19 protein-coding genes are annotated in these 16,820 nt (G+C 65.8%); 12 read left to right on the top strand and 7 right to left on the bottom strand.

Annotated features, from left to right (window positions below; all coding sequences use genetic code 11):
- Positions 1-35 precede the first annotated feature (35 nt).
- Entirely contained in the window at positions 36-332 is a 297-nt protein-coding gene (locus tag DK926_RS04415) for a hypothetical protein (RefSeq protein WP_068425568.1), read from the top strand.
- Here the strand turns inward: DK926_RS04415 and DK926_RS04410 are convergent.
- Positions 316-906, bottom strand: a complete 591-nt coding sequence (locus DK926_RS04410; protein WP_114329005.1) for a hypothetical protein — start codon at positions 904-906, stop codon at positions 316-318. The genes DK926_RS04415 and DK926_RS04410 overlap by 17 nt on opposite strands.
- A 42-nt stretch (positions 907-948) precedes the next feature.
- Between DK926_RS04410 and DK926_RS04405 the strand changes: the two genes are divergently transcribed.
- Positions 949-2,313 (top strand): MFS transporter, encoded by a 1,365-nt coding sequence (locus DK926_RS04405; RefSeq protein ID WP_114329003.1) that lies wholly within the window; start codon positions 949-951, stop codon positions 2,311-2,313.
- Here DK926_RS04405 and DK926_RS04400 read toward each other — a convergent pair.
- The gene (locus DK926_RS04400; protein WP_114329001.1) at positions 2,300-4,165 is read right to left on the bottom strand and encodes a DUF4012 domain-containing protein; all 1,866 of its coding nucleotides are present in this window, start codon (positions 4,163-4,165) and stop codon (positions 2,300-2,302) included. The genes DK926_RS04405 and DK926_RS04400 overlap by 14 nt on opposite strands.
- A gap of 307 nt (positions 4,166-4,472) precedes the next feature.
- On the opposite strand from DK926_RS04400, the gene DK926_RS04395 reads away from it, so the two are divergent.
- From DK926_RS04395 to DK926_RS04380, 4 genes are all read left to right on the top strand, one after another.
- A complete protein-coding gene (locus DK926_RS04395; protein WP_114328999.1) occupies positions 4,473-5,705 on the top strand; it encodes an acyl-CoA dehydrogenase in 1,233 nt (410 codons plus the stop codon).
- A 26-nt stretch (positions 5,706-5,731) separates the two neighbouring features.
- A complete protein-coding gene (locus DK926_RS04390) occupies positions 5,732-7,084 on the top strand; it encodes an LLM class flavin-dependent oxidoreductase (RefSeq protein WP_114328997.1) in 1,353 nt (450 codons plus the stop codon).
- Between the two features lie 121 nt (positions 7,085-7,205).
- Positions 7,206-7,406 (top strand): hypothetical protein, encoded by a 201-nt coding sequence (locus DK926_RS04385; RefSeq protein ID WP_068425551.1) that lies wholly within the window; start codon positions 7,206-7,208, stop codon positions 7,404-7,406.
- Between the two features lie 135 nt (positions 7,407-7,541).
- Positions 7,542-8,108: a YdcF family protein gene (locus DK926_RS04380; RefSeq protein WP_114328995.1), complete on the top strand. Its 567-nt coding sequence runs from the start codon at positions 7,542-7,544 to the stop codon at positions 8,106-8,108.
- Here the strand turns inward: DK926_RS04380 and DK926_RS04375 are convergent.
- On the bottom strand, positions 8,093-8,455 hold the full coding sequence (locus tag DK926_RS04375) for a CrcB family protein (RefSeq protein ID WP_114328993.1): 363 nt from the start codon (positions 8,453-8,455) through the stop codon (positions 8,093-8,095). The two genes, DK926_RS04380 and DK926_RS04375, sit on opposite strands and share 16 nt — an antisense overlap.
- Positions 8,452-8,829 carry a CrcB family protein gene (locus DK926_RS04370; protein ID WP_243636641.1) on the bottom strand — a complete coding sequence of 126 codons (378 nt, stop codon included), beginning with the start codon at positions 8,827-8,829 and terminating at the stop codon, positions 8,452-8,454. The genes DK926_RS04375 and DK926_RS04370 overlap by 4 nt, the downstream gene beginning before the upstream one ends.
- A 94-nt stretch (positions 8,830-8,923) precedes the next feature.
- Here DK926_RS04370 and DK926_RS04365 point away from each other — a divergent pair, with 94 nt between their 5' ends.
- The 3 genes from DK926_RS04365 (at position 8,924) to DK926_RS04355 (ending at position 10,903) form a co-directional block, all read left to right on the top strand.
- Positions 8,924-9,304 carry an STAS domain-containing protein gene (locus DK926_RS04365; protein ID WP_068425537.1) on the top strand — a complete coding sequence of 127 codons (381 nt, stop codon included), beginning with the start codon at positions 8,924-8,926 and terminating at the stop codon, positions 9,302-9,304.
- Between the two features lie 21 nt (positions 9,305-9,325).
- Positions 9,326-9,805: an ATP-binding protein gene (locus DK926_RS04360; protein ID WP_243636640.1), complete on the top strand. Its 480-nt coding sequence runs from the start codon at positions 9,326-9,328 to the stop codon at positions 9,803-9,805.
- 105 nt (positions 9,806-9,910) lie between these two features.
- Positions 9,911-10,903 carry a hypothetical protein gene (locus DK926_RS04355; RefSeq protein WP_125833366.1) on the top strand — a complete coding sequence of 331 codons (993 nt, stop codon included), beginning with the start codon at positions 9,911-9,913 and terminating at the stop codon, positions 10,901-10,903.
- A gap of 16 nt (positions 10,904-10,919) precedes the next feature.
- On the opposite strand, the gene DK926_RS04350 is transcribed toward DK926_RS04355, so the two are convergent.
- Together DK926_RS04350 and DK926_RS04345 are read right to left on the bottom strand one after the other, a co-directional pair.
- A complete protein-coding gene (locus tag DK926_RS04350; RefSeq protein ID WP_243636639.1) occupies positions 10,920-11,306 on the bottom strand; it encodes a hypothetical protein in 387 nt (128 codons plus the stop codon).
- Positions 11,307-11,406: 100 nt separating this feature from the next.
- Positions 11,407-11,910: a low molecular weight phosphatase family protein gene (locus DK926_RS04345; protein WP_114328988.1), complete on the bottom strand. Its 504-nt coding sequence runs from the start codon at positions 11,908-11,910 to the stop codon at positions 11,407-11,409.
- A gap of 155 nt (positions 11,911-12,065) precedes the next feature.
- Here DK926_RS04345 and DK926_RS04340 point away from each other — a divergent pair, with 155 nt between their 5' ends.
- Positions 12,066-13,409, top strand: a complete 1,344-nt coding sequence (locus DK926_RS04340) for an Hsp70 family protein (protein ID WP_243636638.1) — start codon at positions 12,066-12,068, stop codon at positions 13,407-13,409.
- Between the two features lie 70 nt (positions 13,410-13,479).
- Complete coding sequence (locus DK926_RS04335) at positions 13,480-14,451, top strand: glycosyltransferase (RefSeq protein WP_114328986.1); 972 nt, start codon at positions 13,480-13,482, stop codon at positions 14,449-14,451.
- A 3-nt stretch (positions 14,452-14,454) separates the two neighbouring features.
- Here the strand turns inward: DK926_RS04335 and DK926_RS04330 are convergent, their stop codons facing one another.
- Positions 14,455-14,991: a YdcF family protein gene (locus DK926_RS04330; RefSeq protein WP_114328984.1), complete on the bottom strand. Its 537-nt coding sequence runs from the start codon at positions 14,989-14,991 to the stop codon at positions 14,455-14,457.
- Positions 14,992-15,178: 187 nt separating this feature from the next.
- Here DK926_RS04330 and DK926_RS04325 point away from each other — a divergent pair, with 187 nt between their 5' ends.
- Positions 15,179-16,816, top strand: a complete 1,638-nt coding sequence (locus tag DK926_RS04325; protein ID WP_243636637.1) for a DUF4832 domain-containing protein — start codon at positions 15,179-15,181, stop codon at positions 16,814-16,816.
- The last annotated feature ends 4 nt before the right edge of the window (positions 16,817-16,820 follow it).

Below are 16,820 nucleotides of genomic sequence, written 5' to 3'. Positions count from 1 at the left end.
TGAGTCGATCATGCTTTCGAACATATGATCGATCGGTGGACGGATGGGATGGTGGTGCGCACCCGCGGCGGCAGCCGTTCAAGGTGCTCACCCCACCGGTCAAGGTGCTGGTGGATCTCGCGGTGCTCTACCCGCAGCCACCGCACCACACCGGCCGCTACACCGCGGACGGGTTCGAGGTCCGCACCGTCGTACCGGCTGATCTGACGGAGTGGTCGATGACGGTCGACGGCGACTGGATCGGCCGCGTCACCTATCAGTTGATGTCGAAGGATCGCAGCGAGACCGTGACGCACTGGGTGCCGAGCCGAGTGCTCAAGCCGCTCCGGTGACCGACACCGTCAGCGTCGGCGGATTCTGCTGCGGCACGACGACGATGTCGGATCTGTCGACGGACGTCCCGATGAACGCCTGGAACACCCCTTCCGACGCCTGGGCCGTGTGCACGAAGATCGGCCCCTCGGCCTCGGGAGCCGTCACCGTCGACCGGACCATCTGCGTGGTGTCCGCGGACGGATCGGTGATCAGGTCGAGCTGCAGAATCGACCGCCCCGGCACGTCCACCGTCTGGTCGCTGCCGTAGACGGCTGCCTCGTCGACGTAGCGCGCCACGTAGTTGACGACGCCGTCGCCGTCGAACGTGAACACGGCCGCGCCGTCGGCGATGTGGACGTCGGCGATGGTGAACGTGCTGTCGGGCGGCTGATCCACGAAGCCGGGAACGACCGACGGCGAACCCGTCGGCGGGGGAGCGGGCGTGGGATATCCGACCGTCATCGATCCGGATGCGTAGTAGACCTGATGCGTCGTCGAGGATTCGGTCCGCCCCTCGGTACTCGTGTTCTGGTCGCCGCTGCACCCCGCCACGAGCAGCGCTGCAGCCACGAGCGCTGCCGCCGTTCGCATGGCACGACTGTATACCGAGCCGTGCGATGAGAAGATACGGCGGTGAAGACCGGTGAACAGGTGGTGCAGGAGCTCCCCTGGAAATGGGCAGTGCAGGGACGAATCTTCGTCATCGGCGGACTCGGCTACATGTTCGATGCCTGGGACGTCGCGCTCAACGGGTTTCTGACGCCTCTGCTCGGAACGTATTGGGATCTCTCGGAGGCCGAACGCGGACTCGTTGCCACGGGCAACCTGATCGGCATGGCCGTCGGCGCCGTCGTGTGGGGCACGATCGCCGACCGCGTCGGACGCAAACGCGCGTTCTCGCTGACCCTGCTGATCTTCGCGCTCTTCTCGGTGCTCGGTGCGTTCTCGCCGAACTTCGAGATCTTCGTGTTGCTCCGATTCTGTGCCGGATTCGGCCTCGGCGGCTGCATTCCCGTCGACTACGCCCTCGTCAGCGAGTTCTCGCCGCGTCGGATACGCGGAAAAGTGCTGTCCGCCATGGACGGATGGTGGCCGATCGGCGCGACCGTGTGTGGCGTCGTCGCCACGATGCTCGTGCCGATCGACGGCGACACCCGCTGGCGCGTCATGCTGCTGTTCATGGTTCTGCCTGCGCTGCTTCTGTTCTGGGTTCGCCGCGGAATCCCGGAATCGCCGATCTATCTCGCCAAGGTCGGCCGAGAAGCCGAGGCGCGGGCGGTGATCGACGACATGGTCGTGCGCACCGGAGCCGTGCTCCAGCCGTACGAGATCGTCGCCGAGACCGCGCCGAAGCGGTCTGCGCTCGCAGGACTGCAGGCAGTGTGGAGTTACAGCTCGCGGATCACGTCCGCCGCGTGGCTGCTCTTCGTGTCGATCATGTTGCTGTACTACGCCGCACTGAGCTGGATGCCGTCGATTCTGCGCAGACAGGGCTACGACGACTTCGCCGCATTTGCAGGCACGACACTGATGACCGGGGTCGGCATCGTCGGCGTGATCGTGTCCGCGTACCTCGTCGAGGTGGTCGGGCGTAAGTGGGTCATCGGTATCTCGGGGCCGGTGGCGGGCGCCGCGCTCGTGGTCTTCGCGATGATGCTCGACGCCGGATCCGGTGCACTGGTGTGGCTTGCGGTCTTCGGTTTCGTCGTGCAGATCGCGATCCCGGTGCTCTACTGCTATGTCTCCGAGCTCTATCCGACGACGTTGCGCGCCTCCGGTTTCGGCTACGCGTCGTCGGTCAGCCGTGCCGCGACGGGATTCGCTCCGCTGCTGTTCGGATCGGTTCTGTGGCCGGTGCTCGGTCTGCCCATGACGTTCGCGATCGTCGGCGGGCTCGTCCTCGTCGCCGTCCTGTGGATGGCGTTCGCGGCCCCGGAAACGAAGGGCCGCGAACTCGACACCCTGGTCGACGACCGCGAGGCCGTCAGCGGCAGGTAGGCACGTCCACCGTCGACGTCGACGGCTGCACCTGCGGTTGCACCGGTGCCTGCGCCTCGCCCGGCGCCGTCGGTTCGATCAGGTCGAACTCGAGCACGTTGGTCTGTCCGGGCTCGGTCACGATCGGCGTGTAGAAGAACGGGTGCCCGCGCTCGCTCGCCGTCACCAGGAACACCGGGTTGCCGTTGAGCGTGACGTTCTCGAGCGTCGCGCCCTGCGTCGCGTACAACTGCACGACGCTGCGGTTGGTGCCGGGAGGGCCGCCGAACCGAGTGGACTCGTTCTGACGCCCCGCGACGTACACCGGATAGTCCTGAGCCGGTGCGTTGTTGGTGATCTCGGCGACGACCTTGGTGGGACGCGTCGGCCCCTCGCACGATCCGCCCGTGTACGTGACGTCGCGCTGCAAGTAGTAGTCGAGTTTTCCGCCCGCACCGTTGGTGACCGCGACGGCCGCGTACGGGGCCGGGGAATCGGGAATCTCGTGCCCGATCTTCGTGGGGCCGATGATGCTCTGAATCGCGGGGTCCGCACTCCACACCGCGATGTGACCTTCGCTCGTGGCGCGGCCCAACGCTTCCAACAGTGCTGCGGGAGAGCCGATGTCACCCTGCATCTTCGTCACGACCCGGGCCGCGATCTCCTGCAGGTAGTCCTTGCGGGCACGGTTGTCGTCCTGGAAGCGGAAGTAGGCGTCCGACTGCGTGATACGAACGACGTTGTCGGCGTCGATGACTTCGCCGTCGGCCATCGTCACGGGCCCGACGACGTCCAGTACATAGCTGAGCGCAACCGGATCCGTCGCGAGGGCGCCGTCGACGATCTCACCGGTCTCCTGCTGCCACATCGACTGCCAGATCTGCCCCGCGTACGGGAAGTGCGGACTGATGTTGCTGTTCTGCCAGTTCTGGGTCGCCTGGTAGCGCTCCTCGTACGCGGCGTAGAAGTCGGGGCCGAGGTCGATCGGGTCGTAGCGTTCCTTCAGCTCACTGTTCCGGGCGAGATCGTCGACCTGCACACGGCCGTCGACGGCCGTCACGATGCCGAAACCGCCCATCAGCCCGCCGGTTCCACGCGACTCCGCATTGGTCTGAAACGCCATGAAGTAACTACGCGGCCCGTCGGCGCCCATCATCGACGGCAACACCTGCGACGCGATGCTGGTGTTGGTCAGAAGCGTCGACAGTTCGTGCACCTGATCCTGCAGTTGAATCCGTGCATCGTCGACCTGGCGGAGGTACGACGGCTCGGCGATCTCGGCCGCGCGTGCGTTCAACGCATCCGCCGCCGACGCGGCCTCGGTGAGCGCGGGGGCCGCGTCGCGCAACGCCTGGACGTCGATACGGCCGTCGGGAGTGCGAAGACGCTTGGGATCGAGCGCGGTTCCCACCTCGACCGCCGGTGCGAGCACATCGGTGGCGAGCCCGTCGACCACCTCGGTGATCTTCGAGACCGTGCGCAACGGGCTGCCGACGAACGGGATCGCCGACGCGGCCCGCCAGATCGGCGAACCCGTCGCGCTCGCGGCGTCGCTCGACGTGCGGACCGCTTCCGACGACTGCGCGGACGCGCGCTCGCTGTTGCCCGCCAGCAGGGCAGCCCTGGCAGCACTCGCGTGGTCCTTGGCCGCAGTCAGATTCGAATATGCGCTGTACGCGGTGTATCCGAGCCAGCCGCACAGCGCGAACAGCACGAGGACGACGACACCCGACCCGAGGAGGACGCGTCGACGTGTCCGGTGCCGGTTGCGACGAGCATCGGCATGACGACGTCGCCGTAACCGATTACGCCGACGGGAATCGTCGGTCCACCCGCCGTACGCGTCGTAGGAGTCGAGACTGCGTCTGCTCATCGTCGAAAAGGGTCCCTTCGTTCGCGTAAGCGTACAAAGCGGGTGACGGGGAGGCGAACTGGGAACGGGTCGGGTGCAGGCACGCCTCGGCCGCGCAGGTTTCAGCGAACGCGCGGGTTGCAACGTGCGCATCCGCTGAAAGGTGCGCGGGGAGCGGGGTCGGCGACCTCGACCCCGAGGGCAACAAGGTGGCCTTCGTCGAGGAACTGACCTCCTGACCCGTTCTCGCGACCGAAGCCGGGAATTCTTATGTTCAGGCTGATTTCAACTACTGACAACGTGCGCTGAAGGTTCGACGATCGAACGCATGACCACCGCAGTAGACAAGCCCGTCGGCGTGCTCGTTCCCGGCTCGACCGAATACCGCGCACTTCTCGCGACCATCGCCGAGGGAGCGAGCAGGCGTGACCTGGAGGATCAGAACCCGTTCGACCAGATCGACGCACTCCGGCGGGCGGGCGTCGGAGCGCTTCGACTTCCGAAGGACATCGGCGGTGGCGGGCTCACCGTCCGCGAACTGTTCGGCGTCATCACCGACATCGCCGAGGCCGACCCGATCGTCGCGCACATCCTGCGCACCCACTTCTGGTTCGTCGAGGAACGACTCCGTCAGGCGACCGCCGTCGACTATCCGGGATTCGAGAACGACCGCTGGATCCAACTGATCCTGCAGGGCAAGATCTTCGGCAACGCCAGCAGCGAGCGCGGCAGCCAGGCCGTCGGCAACTTCAAGTACGGAACACACCTGACTGCATACGGTGACAAGTTCCTGCTCGACGGCGAGAAGTTCTACAGCACCGGCACCTTGTTCTCCGACTACGTCAGCATCTGGGCCGACATCGACGGTGTCGCGGTGGCATCCGTCATCGTTCCCACCGATCGCGACGGCGTCGAGATCGTCGACGACTGGGACGGAATCGGTCAGCGCCGAACCGGTACCGGAACAACACGATTCACGTCCGTGTCGGTGACCGAGAACGACATCGTCTCGCGCATCCCGCTCGACGCCGCGCCCGACCCGTCGTACCAGTTCGCATTCCTCCAGCTGTACTTGCACGGCCTCGTCAGCGGAATTCTGCGCAGCGTCGTGACCGACGCCGTCGACCTGATCGAGAGCCGTACCCGCGGGTTCGCGCACGGACCGACCGAAGAGCTGACGCGAGACCCGTTGCTGCAGAACGCAGTCGGACAACTGGCAAGTACGGCGTTCGCCGCCGAGTCGACGACGCTCGCTGCGGCGGACGCCATCGACGCCGCCTACGCGTCTCTCGTGAACGCCGTTCCCGACGCCGATCTTGCGGCCCTCGCGTCGCTGCGTGCGTCGCAGGCGAAGGTGCACATCGACGACATCGCCACACGTGCGGCGACGGTTCTGTTCGAGGTCGGCGGCGCATCTGCCGCGTCGCGCGCGAAGAACCTGGATCGGCACTGGCGCAACATCCGCACGATCACGCTGCACAACCCTGCCGCGTACAAGGCCGCTGCCATCGGCAACAAAATTCTCAACGACGAGCCCCTGCCGTTCAACGGCTACTTCTGATCGCACTCACGCACAAGGGAATTCACATGTCACGCGAACTGCACCTCGCAGGCTTTCTCATCGCCTCGCACGTCACCCACTCTCATGCCGCGTGGCGGCATCCGGCGTCGGAAACCGACTATCTCGGGCCCGACTACTACACGCGCGTGGCGAAGACGCTCGAACGCGGCAAGTTCGACTTCCTGTTCTTCGCCGACCTGTTGGCCACTCCGGTCCGCTACGGTAACGACATTCGCGTTCCGTTGAGCAGTGGAACTCAGGCGTCGGCGACCATCGATCCGTCGTTGGTCGCGGCCGTGCTCGCGGGCGTCACCGACAAGATCGGCCTCGCGATCACGAAGTCGACGACGTACTTCCACCCGTATGAACTCGCACGCATCTTCGCGACGCTCGATCACCTCAGTCGCGGGCGCGCAGGCTGGAACGTCGTGACGTCGCTCAACCAGGCCGAGGCGCAGAACTTCGGAATCGACAACCATCTCGGTCACGACGAACGCTACGCTCGCGCACAGGAATTCCTCGAAGTCGCGTACAAGCTCTGGGGCAGCTGGGAGCGCGACGCCCTCGTGCAGAACAAGGAATCCGGACTGTTCGCCGATCCGGACAAGGTGCACACCGTCGACCACGACGGGGAATTCTTCAAGACGCGTGGCCCGCTCACCGTGCCGCACTCGCCGCAGAGTCGACCGGTCATCTTCCAGGCCGGATCGTCGTCGACAGGAAAGGATTTCGCGGCACGGTGGGCCGACGCGATCTTCGAGATCGACCCGACGAGGGAAGGACGCAGGGCCTACTACGACGACGTCAAGTCCCGTGCGTCGAATTTCGGCCGCAACCCGGACGACATCAAGATTTTCCCGTCGTTCGTGCCGTTCGTCGGCGAGACCGAGTCCATCGCGCGGGAGAAGCAGGCGTTCCACAACGAACTCGCCGACCCGATCTCGGGCCTGATCACATTGTCGGTGCACACCGACCACGACTTCTCGCAGTACGACCTCGACGCACCCATCGAGGAGGTCACCGTCCCCGGTAGCCAAGGCCTGTTCGACGTCGCACACCGCTTGAGCGACAAGGACTCGCTCACGCTGCGCGACATCGGAAAGCTGTACGCGCAGGGTGTTCTGCTGCCGCAGTTCGTCGGGACGGCGTCGCAGATCGCAGACCAGATCGAGGAAGGGTTCAACGGCGGGGAGGCCGACGGCTACATCCTGTCCGCAGCACAGGCTCCCGGCACGTTCGACGACTTCGTCGACCTCGTGGTCCCGGAACTCCAGCGCCGCGGGCTGTTCCGTACCGACTACACCGGAACGACGCTGCGCGATCACCTCGGCCTCGCCGACGCGAGCTTGGAAGTGCGCTCCGCACCCGTGCGCGCTTAGTCGGACCCTGGGCCAACCAAGCACGCACGAGCGCGCAGCGCCTGGGTTTCGCCCACCTCGGACCGGGTATCCGCCCGGTCCGCAGTGGCCGATGGGCGGTCACGGGAGGGGATGTGAAGTCATGCGAATCGTCAGTTTGATCGTCCTGATCTGGCTCGTCATCGGAGCCGTCGCAGTGTTCCAGAGGGGATACGCCTCCAGCGCGCCGGAGAACTGCGCGGGCGTCGGGACCATCGCCCTCACCGTCGTGGCCGGTCCGCTCAACTACGTAGGGGTCAATCCCAAAGTGACGGACTGCAACCTCCCGCAGCCGAGCCAGTAGGTCCGCGGCAGACGACATCGATGCGCCGTGGCAGCCGTCTACCGGTTGCTGCGGCGCATCGATGCGTGTTCGGGTAAGTGAGCTTCATCGCTGGCCGAGGCGTCGTCGCGCGTCGCTGCCTACGCTGGACGGGTGATGCGGAGAAGCCGATGGATCGTGGTGGCCATCGTGCTCCCGGTCATCGTGATGTCGGTGGTCGGAATCGGCGGCTATGTGACATTCACCAAAGCGCGCATCGATCCGATCTCGCACGCGGACGCCATCATCGTCCTGGGCGGCGAACACGACGGCCGCGAGGCATACGGAGTCTCGCTCGCCGAGCAGGGCGTCGCCGACACCGTCGTGCTGTCCGACCCGTACGGGCCGAAAGACCCCGTCATGAAGAAGTACTGCGGCGCCGACACCGAGAAGTACACGGTGCTCTGCATTCCACCCGAGCCGAGTACGACGCGTGGCGAAGCGATCTTCACCCAAGAGCTCGCGCGAGAACGAGGGTGGGATCACGTCGTCGTCGTCAGTTGGCGCTACCACCTGCCGCGGGCGCGCTACATCTTCGATCAGTGTTTCGACGGCGACGTCACGATGCAGGCCGTGCCGCGCACCTACAACTTCTCTCTCGTCTTCTGGGAGTACACCTACCTGTACCAGGTAGCTGGGTTCGTCAAGGCCGCAGTCCAGGGCGACTGTCAGAACTTGGAGTAGAGCGTCACGCCGGACTTCAACAGCAGAATTCCGAACATCACGCACGCGACGCCACCGACGACGTTGGCCGCGAGGAACAGCGCCGCGTCGCGCAGTCTGCCGTCGCGTATCTGCGTGACCGTGCACAACGCGACCGACGACATCGGCGCCAGGCCGCCCAGGAATCCGAAGCACACGACGCCGACGATCCATTGCGGCGGTGCCGCGGCGATGACGACGCCGAGTATCCCGCACGTCGAGACGGTGAGAAGGAGAACGCGTCGACGATCGGTGGCGGCCTCGGTCAGCGCGACGTGCGTCAGAGCTGCGGCGCCGCCGCCGAGGGCGACGAATAGAAGAAGGATCATCGACGCGCGGCCACCGGTCGGGTGATCAAGGCGCCCACTGCGAGAGCGACGACCGACAGCACCGGCGTCGTGACGATGTAGAGGACCGAGTGCCATGCTGCGTCGTACGTGACGCCGTGCAGCGCGTAGAAGCCGAACGTGGTGAAGCCGCAGGCGAGCCCGAGCACGCCGGCGCGCAGCACCGGAGCGCGTGAGCCCGACAGATATCCGAGCGCGGCACCGAGCAGCAGGCACCCGACCACGTTCACCGCGAACGTGCTGGCCATCAGCCACCGCGACGAATCGCGTACCTGCCAGATCTGGAATCTGGCCACGGCGCCCACAGCTCCACCGAGGGCCGTCGCCGACAGCGAGGGAAGGCGATCGGTCGTCACCCGATCGACTCTAGTGTGAAACCGACCGAACGCCAGGTGAGCGCGCAACAGCACCATGTGAGGGGCCGCGAGCCCTCGGGTATCTTGTTCTTCTGTGACCGTGGACGAGTCGGGCCTTGGGCCTCAGCATTTCGACGTAGCAGTAGATTGGCGCGACGACATCGTCGTCGTGACCGTATCCGGTGAGCTGGATTTGGTGACCGCACCGCAGTTGTCGGAGTCCATCTCCTTGGTTCTCGGGAAATCGCCGGCGGCTCTCGTCATCGATCTGACCGACGTCGGGTTCCTCGCGTCGGCGGGAATGTCGCTGCTCGCCTCGACCCACCAGCAGCTCGGTGAGAAGGCGAGCTTCGCCGTCGTCGCCGATGGGCCCGCAACCGGTCGACCGCTTGCTCTCGTCGGCCTCGACCAGCTGTTCGGCATCTACGCGACCGTCGACGAAGCACTTACTGCACTCGATGCGGGTAAGTCCTGAAGTTTCGGGTATGACGCTCTCATGAAGGTCACAGCACTCGGTGGAGACGACACGCCGCTCGACGCTGCCACCGGACAGTTACTCAGCCCAGGTCGAGGGGACGTCATGCACCTGAACTTCGACGGCGAAGCCGCGGCCCCGGACCGGGCGTCCGCGCTCAGAGTCGCACTCGGAGAATGGCTCACCGGTCTCGAGGTAGATCCGGAGCGTGTGTACGACGTCGTTCTGGCGACGTACGAAGCTCTGGCGAACGCCGTCGAACACGCTTACCAACAGGACGGCGCGACAGGGACTCTGGATCTGCACGCGTTGTACGCCCCGGAGACCGGTCGGATCGAAGTGACGATCTGCGACCACGGCGTCTGGTCCGTGCATGCCCCGGATGCGACGCGCGGCCGCGGCGTTCCTCTCATGCACGCGCTGGCGGACTCCACAACTGTCACGTCCGACCACGACGGCACCGTCGTGCGCATGGTGTGGGGCGCACCGCAATCCGCCTGAGGAGTTACCGCAAAGCCCGGACAGTCGCAGTTGTGAAGTAGCACAATCGCCTCAGGGTCAGCAGTGCCGGGCGTGGGGGATGGACCACGGGGGACGGCGCCGGCGATGACCCGCACGGTAGTGACTCTCCTCGGCCTGTCGTCACGGCGAGGTGAGTCGCCGGGGTGGGAGGCGACGATGAGCGCGACGGTCACTGCGGGAAGTGTTCTGGCCGACCGATATCGGCTGCTCGAGAAACGCCCGTCGCCGTCGTTCGCCTCATCCTGGCGCGCACGAGACCTCGCGACGGGCCGCGAACTCGGAGTCAAGGTCGTACACATGGACATGGTGCGACCGAACCGTCCGCGATCCGACGCGCTGGAGAAATTCGCGACCCCGTCCGCCGTCCCGCCGCGGGTGATGGTGACCCCGCCCTACGTTCTGTTGATCGCCGATCAGCCTGCGGTGCCGATCGAGAACGGTCACGTCGAACCCTCGGACGCACCACGAATGACGTCGCGAACGCGACTGGCGGCGGCGATCGGTGCAGTGGTGGTGCTGCTGCTGTTCGGCGGTGCAGGGTGGTTGATCTCCACCACCGTGTTCGGCCGCGGCGTACAGAGCGTCGCGGTCCCGTCGTTGTCGGCTCCTCGTGGACCCGGGCCCTCGTCGGCCGACGTACCGTTGCGGCCCGCGAGTGCACAGGCGTGGTCTGCCGTGCGCTACGCGGACAACGCGAACGACGCGGGCCGAGCCGTCGATTCCAATCCGGCCACACGGTGGTCGACCGACACCTACCGCAGCGCGTTCGGCAGTACCGAGCAGGGCATCGGCCTCGTCCTCGACTTCGATCGAACCGTCGACATCGACGAGGTCTGGATCGCATCCGACGACGTCGGAACGGCCGTCGAGATCAGGACTGCGCCGGAGAAGGACGAGGATTTCGACGTGACGCGGGTTCTCGGCTCGGGCGTGTTGAAACCCGGTACGACGCACATCGCCCTCGACCAGGCGACCGAGACTCGCTCGATCCTGGTGTGGATTTCGGAACTCGCCCCGGCCGAGAACGGGTTCGAATCCTCGATCGGTGAGGTCGGCGCGTCCGGATCCGTCACGTAGCGCGCGACTCGGCGACTCAGCGCCTGGGCGTCGCCGTCTCGGTGGTCGTCTCGTTCTCCGAACGATTGGCGGTGGTTCTGCGGGGACTGCGCGTCGTCGACGTGTCGTCGGTACCGGTCGGCGCGGTCTCGGTGGTGGTCGGGGGCGTCGTGGTCGTCGTGCGCGGCTGCGTGGGCACGGCTACCTGCCAGGTGGGTGACGGCGGAACGGTGATGGCCGACGGCGTCGCCGTCACGGCGGTACTGAGGTCCGACCGCAACGCCGGTGGCGCGACCTGCTCGGCGGAATCGTCGAACGCGCCTCCGAGAGCGCCGATACCGAGTCCGACGGCTACTGCGAGTCCTGCGATTGCCACCGCAGATGTCGCGATGACCTTATCACGCATCGTCTTGTCAGCCCTCACGCGAAGTTGCCGTCCCCTTGTCGGCGGCACCGATATCGGAACGTTACCTCAGCGGTCGGTGGTGCGCTCAGCTCGCGACGACGTACAGCCGGACTGCTCGTCAGAAGAGACGAACGATTCCGGGCAGTGCATCGGCTATCTGCTGCCCCACGCTCTCGTACACGTCGTGAGGTCTCGTGTACGGATCGGCGATGTCGGTCTCGTCGACCGAGTGTCGCGCCCGTGCGGCCGCGAGGTCGTCGAGCGACTGCGCTCCCGACTGCTCTGCGAGAGACACCGCCTCGAGGAGAGTGAACGTCCGACGCAGTTTCCTCGGTGCCATTGCGAGCACCTCGTCTCGATGCCGGGCTGTCATCGCCAGAATGAGGTCGGCGTCGTCGGCGATGCGCGGTGAGATGCGGCGTGCGACGAATCCGTCGGGTTCACCGCCGAGCTGACGCAGCACCAACGCGGCGGTCTCGTCCATGGCGTGGCCGGTCAGACCGTGCGTCCCGGCGCTCGACGCCGTCAGCTGCACACCCGCCTCGTCGGCGTAGGCCACCGCAAGGCGTTCGGCGGTCGGCGAGCGGCAGATGTTCCCGGTACAAACGAAGAGGACATGCACTGGGACAGGCTAGTGCCCCCTCGTCACTCGCTGCATCCGGCAATCGCATTCGAAGAACGGTCAGGCTACAGTGATGCCCGAGCGACGGCTTCGAGATGGGATCGTTACCAAACCGGTCGGCGAGTCCGTTCGCTGCCAACCAAGTGAGGCAGGTCATGACTGAGGTTCTCGGTGTATCGGTCGGGTCCAGTGCCGTTCGAATGGCACGGCCCGATCTGCGCCTGCACACGTCCGGGCACCGAGAGTTGGATTTCCAGAGCGATACCGTCGACGCGCACTGGGACCGCGCCGAAGAACTGGCAGCGGAGTCGATCGGCGTCGTGCTCTCCCAGAACGACGGCAGCCAGGTGGAAGCCACCGGCGTCGCGTACCGCGATCAACAGCAGTTCGGCGACATCCAGCAGGCGATGGCCCGTCAGCGGTTGTACAACTATCGGTTGGTCCCCGAGGCCAGAGCCGCGCTCGCGTATCTCGATGCCTCCGGTGAAATCGGTGACTTCTCGACCATCGCCCTGTACGACCTCGGCAGCTCCGGATTGACCGTCAGTGTCATCGATCGGGCGTCGGGCAACGTTCTGCTCGCCGAGCGCACCATCGACATCAGCGGAGACGATTTCGATCGTCTGATCTGCGACAACCAACTCGCCAAGCAGGGCGTGGACCCCCAGAACACGCTCGGCGTGCAGGAGTTCACGAGCCGCTGCCGCATCGCGAAGGAACAGCTGTCCACCAGCGGTGCCGTGTGCCTGCCCGGTGAAAGTGGCGTCATCCTGATCTCGCGTGAATCGTTCGAGGCGCTGGTGACCGTCCCGATCGAGTACTCGGCACGTTTGGTGCGCGACGTCATCAGCCGTTCGCCGCAGCACGTCGACGCCCTCTTCCTGATCGGCGGCGGCGCACGCATTCCGTTGGTCGAGGCCATCCTGCGGTCGTGGACCGGATTGCCCGTCGTCACGCCGCGGGATCCGGAAGCCGTCGCGGCCAAGGGCGCTGCGCTTCTGGCGACACCGGTCGAGAACCCCGAGCCGACCGTGGCAGCTCCCGCACAGGCGCTGACCGGTGCTCCCGATTGGCTCAGCCCGGAGCCGGTGGACCGCACGGCCACGTCGAAACGGAAGATTCGCGGCGCGGCGTTGGTGGCGGGTGGACTCGCTGTCGTCGCAGCCCTCGGACTCGCGCTCGGCTACGGCGGATCGGAAGAACCGGCGAGCGCGCCGACGGAAACGGCCGACACCGTCACCGGAGTGCCGTCGACGTCGAGCTCGGCGGCGTCCACCACGACACCCGACACGACCGTGACACCGCCTCCCGCGACGACGGAAGCTGCGCCCGCTCCCGCTGCACCCGTCGAGACGTACGAGGCTCCGCAGTACGACGAACCCGCTCCGGCGCCTGCGCCCGCACCCGCTCCTGCACCGCTGATTCCGGGATTGCCGCAGATTCAGCTTCCCCAGATCCAGCTGCCGCCTCCGCCCGTGTTCGAGCTGCCCAGGTTCTAGGTCATACTTCCTGTCCTAGAGCTGCGCCGTGCGTCCGACATGCTGCGCACTCCGATTCGGGAGGATTCACGTGGATCAGCGCAGCGGGCAGGACCGACGTGTGGTGAGCAATGTCTGGTACGGCGAATCGTTGGGTGCGGACATCCTGGCGCAGCCGTCGGGAGGCTACGTCAGCGCGGTCGTGTCGGCGCTGTCCTTGCTGTCCGCGGCCGGCAGGAACGGCATCGTCGTGACGTCCGAAGGCGTCGCTCGGCCGGCAGGCATCGTCGTCCTCGCATTGATCTGCGCGCTACGCCGCCACCGCTCTCTCGTGATCGTCGAATTTCTGCCCGGGTTGAAGTCGGGGCTCACGGGCAGGACCGTCAGGTTCCTGTACCGGCGACTACTCCATCGGGCCGCCCGATCCATTCAGGTGATGACGCAGTGGGAACGGTCGCTGTACATCGACGAGTACAACCTCGACCCGGCGGCCGTGACGGTGGTTCCCTTCTACTTCTACGACGATTCGACGTCGCGGACCCCGACGCCGGACGCGGACCGCGTCGGTGTCTTCGCCAGCGGACGCAGCTCGTGCGACTGGAATCTCCTGATCGATGCGGCCCGCGACCGACCGTGGAATCTGACCATCGTCTGTTCGGCGGACGATCACGACGACGTCGTTCGGTCCGCCGCCGGCACCGACATCGTCGTCCGCAGCGAAGTGTCGGAAGAGGAGCACGCCGACATGCTTGCCGCGGCGAGTGTCTACGTCATCCCGCTGCAGGACCGGTCCGTCAGTGCGGGCCACGTTCGGATCATGAGCGCCGCGACACTGGAGACGCCCGTCGTCGTCACCGACGTTCGCGGACTCGAGGGCTACAAGCATCTCGCGGCTGCGGTCGTGCCTGTCGGCGACGCCGTGGCGTTGCGCGAGGCCGTCGACCGTTTGACGAACGACCCGGTGACCCGTGAGCGGGTGCGCAGTCGGGTGCGGGACCTCGCGAGCGCGAACACACGCAGCATGTACCTCGCCGACATCGGCAAGCTGCTCGATCCCGCGTAGCGCTCAGCAGTCCTCGAACACGGCGCGCGCATAGCCGGCGGTCTGATAGACGTACTCCCACGCCCACTCGAACACGTAACGGTCGGTGGTACTGGGCACGTAGGTGACGTCGCCGTCCCAGCACTTGCCGATGATGTACCTGGCCCGCGAGAGGTGCGGCGTCGACGTGACGACGACGACCGACTTCCATCCCTCGCGCCCCGCGCGATCGCGGATCTCGCGAGCCTCGCCGCGCGTCGTCCCCGGTTCGGGCACGAAACATTCGACGGTGACATCGCTGCGACCGTCGCGACAGATCTCGGTCAGCCGGTCCACCGAACCGTACGGATTCGAGTACACGAGCTCCGGCGCGTACCCGTCCTCCGCGAGCTCGAGGCCGAGTTCGTCGCGATTGTCCTCCGATCCGCCGAGGACGACGATCGCGTCGGCATGCGCAGGCCGATCGGCTACCGGATCGACGTATACGGGGTATCCGACCGCCGACGCCGTGGCCACGGCGACGGCAACGGACACGACGACGACCCGTCTCGTGGCCTTCACAGCGGCCGAGAAGTATCGGTTTCGATCACGCACCCTAATTTACCGGCAGTTCTTGTACTATCGGTCCGTAGAGTGCGCCGTTCCCCCCGAGGTGCGCTGTTTCTGTTCCGGTAGAAGGGCCTCATGAACGTCGACGCACGGCTCCCCGCTTTCCTGCGGAGGGCGTACGAGAATGCGACGTCCGCCGTTGTCTGACCGAAGAATGCGCGGTCGATGGCTGATTCTCGCGCCGGTGCTCGCGGTGGCCACTGCCCTGGTCGGGACGGTCGCGCACGAACCCGTGACCGACCATCCCGTGTTCCGTGAGATGGACGGCCCCGACGTCGTCAACCCGATGCGCGGCCAATTCGACAACATCGGAACCGGGTTGTTCCCGCAATCGAACGTCGGCCAGCAACACTATCCGGACTGGCCGGGTTCGAAAGATGCTGCCATCCGAGTCGATTGGCGTTCGCTCCAGCCCGTCGACCCTCGAACGCTGCCCCCCGATGCGCCGGAATCGGCGAAGTACGACTTCTCGGCGATCGACGAGGCGTTGGAGACGTACGCGGCGCAGGGAATGCGCGTCGGCCTGCGGGTGTCGTCGTACGACTCGTGCTGCGAGACGTCCCCGGAGGGCAACGTCAACATCGGTGTACCCGACTGGCTCACGACCGTGCCCGGTGCGACGGCCACCTACGAGTACGACGGCGTGCAGCAGGTCATCCCGAACTGGAACGACAACAACTACGTCGGGAACTTCGAGGCGCTCCTGGCTGCTCTCGGGCGTAAGTACGACCGAGACGAACGACTGTCGATCTTCGAGATGTCCGGCTACGGCGACTTCAGCGAGAATCATGTCGCGTTCATGCGTGACCAGCTCGGAATGCCCGCGCCCGACGAGCAATCGAGTGAAGCGGAACTCGGTTACTACAGTCAGTACCGAGATCAGTACATCACCAAAGCAACGGTGATCCGGTTGGTCGACGCCAATCTTCGTGCGTTCAGGAACACCCAGATGGTCACGGCCACAGGTAATCCGGAGATCGTCAAGCAGTTGCTCAGGGACAGTGCGGAGCTCGCGGGCACCGTCAAACCCGTCGGCCTTCGCTCGGACTGCCTCGGCGTCTTCTCGCCGGTACCGACCTGGGCCGAGAACCAGTACTCGAAGTACGTCGAACGCTCGGATCCGATCGTCGACGTTCTGCTCGAACGCTATTCGACGGCGCCCGTGCTGACGGAATGGTGTCAGAAGCCCGACGACATGACGTCGACCGAGTATTACGAGCGTGCGCTCTCCGACGTCATCGACCACCACGTCTCCATGACGGCGAGCAGCGGATTCCCCGACCAGTTCAACGGCGACACCATGAGCCGGGATCTCTATTCGCTGTGGTCGAGGGCGAACGTCGTGTCGGGGTACCGCTACGTCGCCGACGCCACCGCAGGTGTTCCCGACAGCGACGGAACGGTGTCGGGCACGGTCCGGTGGACCAACAAGGGCACCGCCGCAGTTCACGAGAACTGGACCGTGGAGTACCGGCTGCTCGACCCGAGCGGAGCTGTGGTGCAGACCGTTCCGTCGGCGATCGACCTGCGGACCATGACCTCACCGCAATCGTCGTCCGACACCGGTGGTGTTCCGGCTCCGACCACCGCGCAGGAGAACGTCGAATTCGACGTCTCGGGTCTGTCGTCGGGTTTCTACACGGTGTCTGCAGCGGTGGTGTGGAACGAGCACAAGGCAGGTGCGACGTCGACCGTGAACTACGAACCGATGAGCCTGGCCCAGAACGGACGTGGAATGGACGGCGGCTACGGGCTGGTGACGTTCGAGATTCCGTGACCGC

The sequence above is a fragment of the Rhodococcus sp. Eu-32 genome (assembly GCF_003336925.1).
GTDB classification, from domain to species: domain Bacteria; phylum Actinomycetota; class Actinomycetes; order Mycobacteriales; family Mycobacteriaceae; genus Rhodococcoides; species Rhodococcoides kyotonensis_B.
The sequence above is the reverse complement of the archived record's forward strand: the minus strand, read 5'-3'. Positions and strand labels throughout refer to the sequence as shown.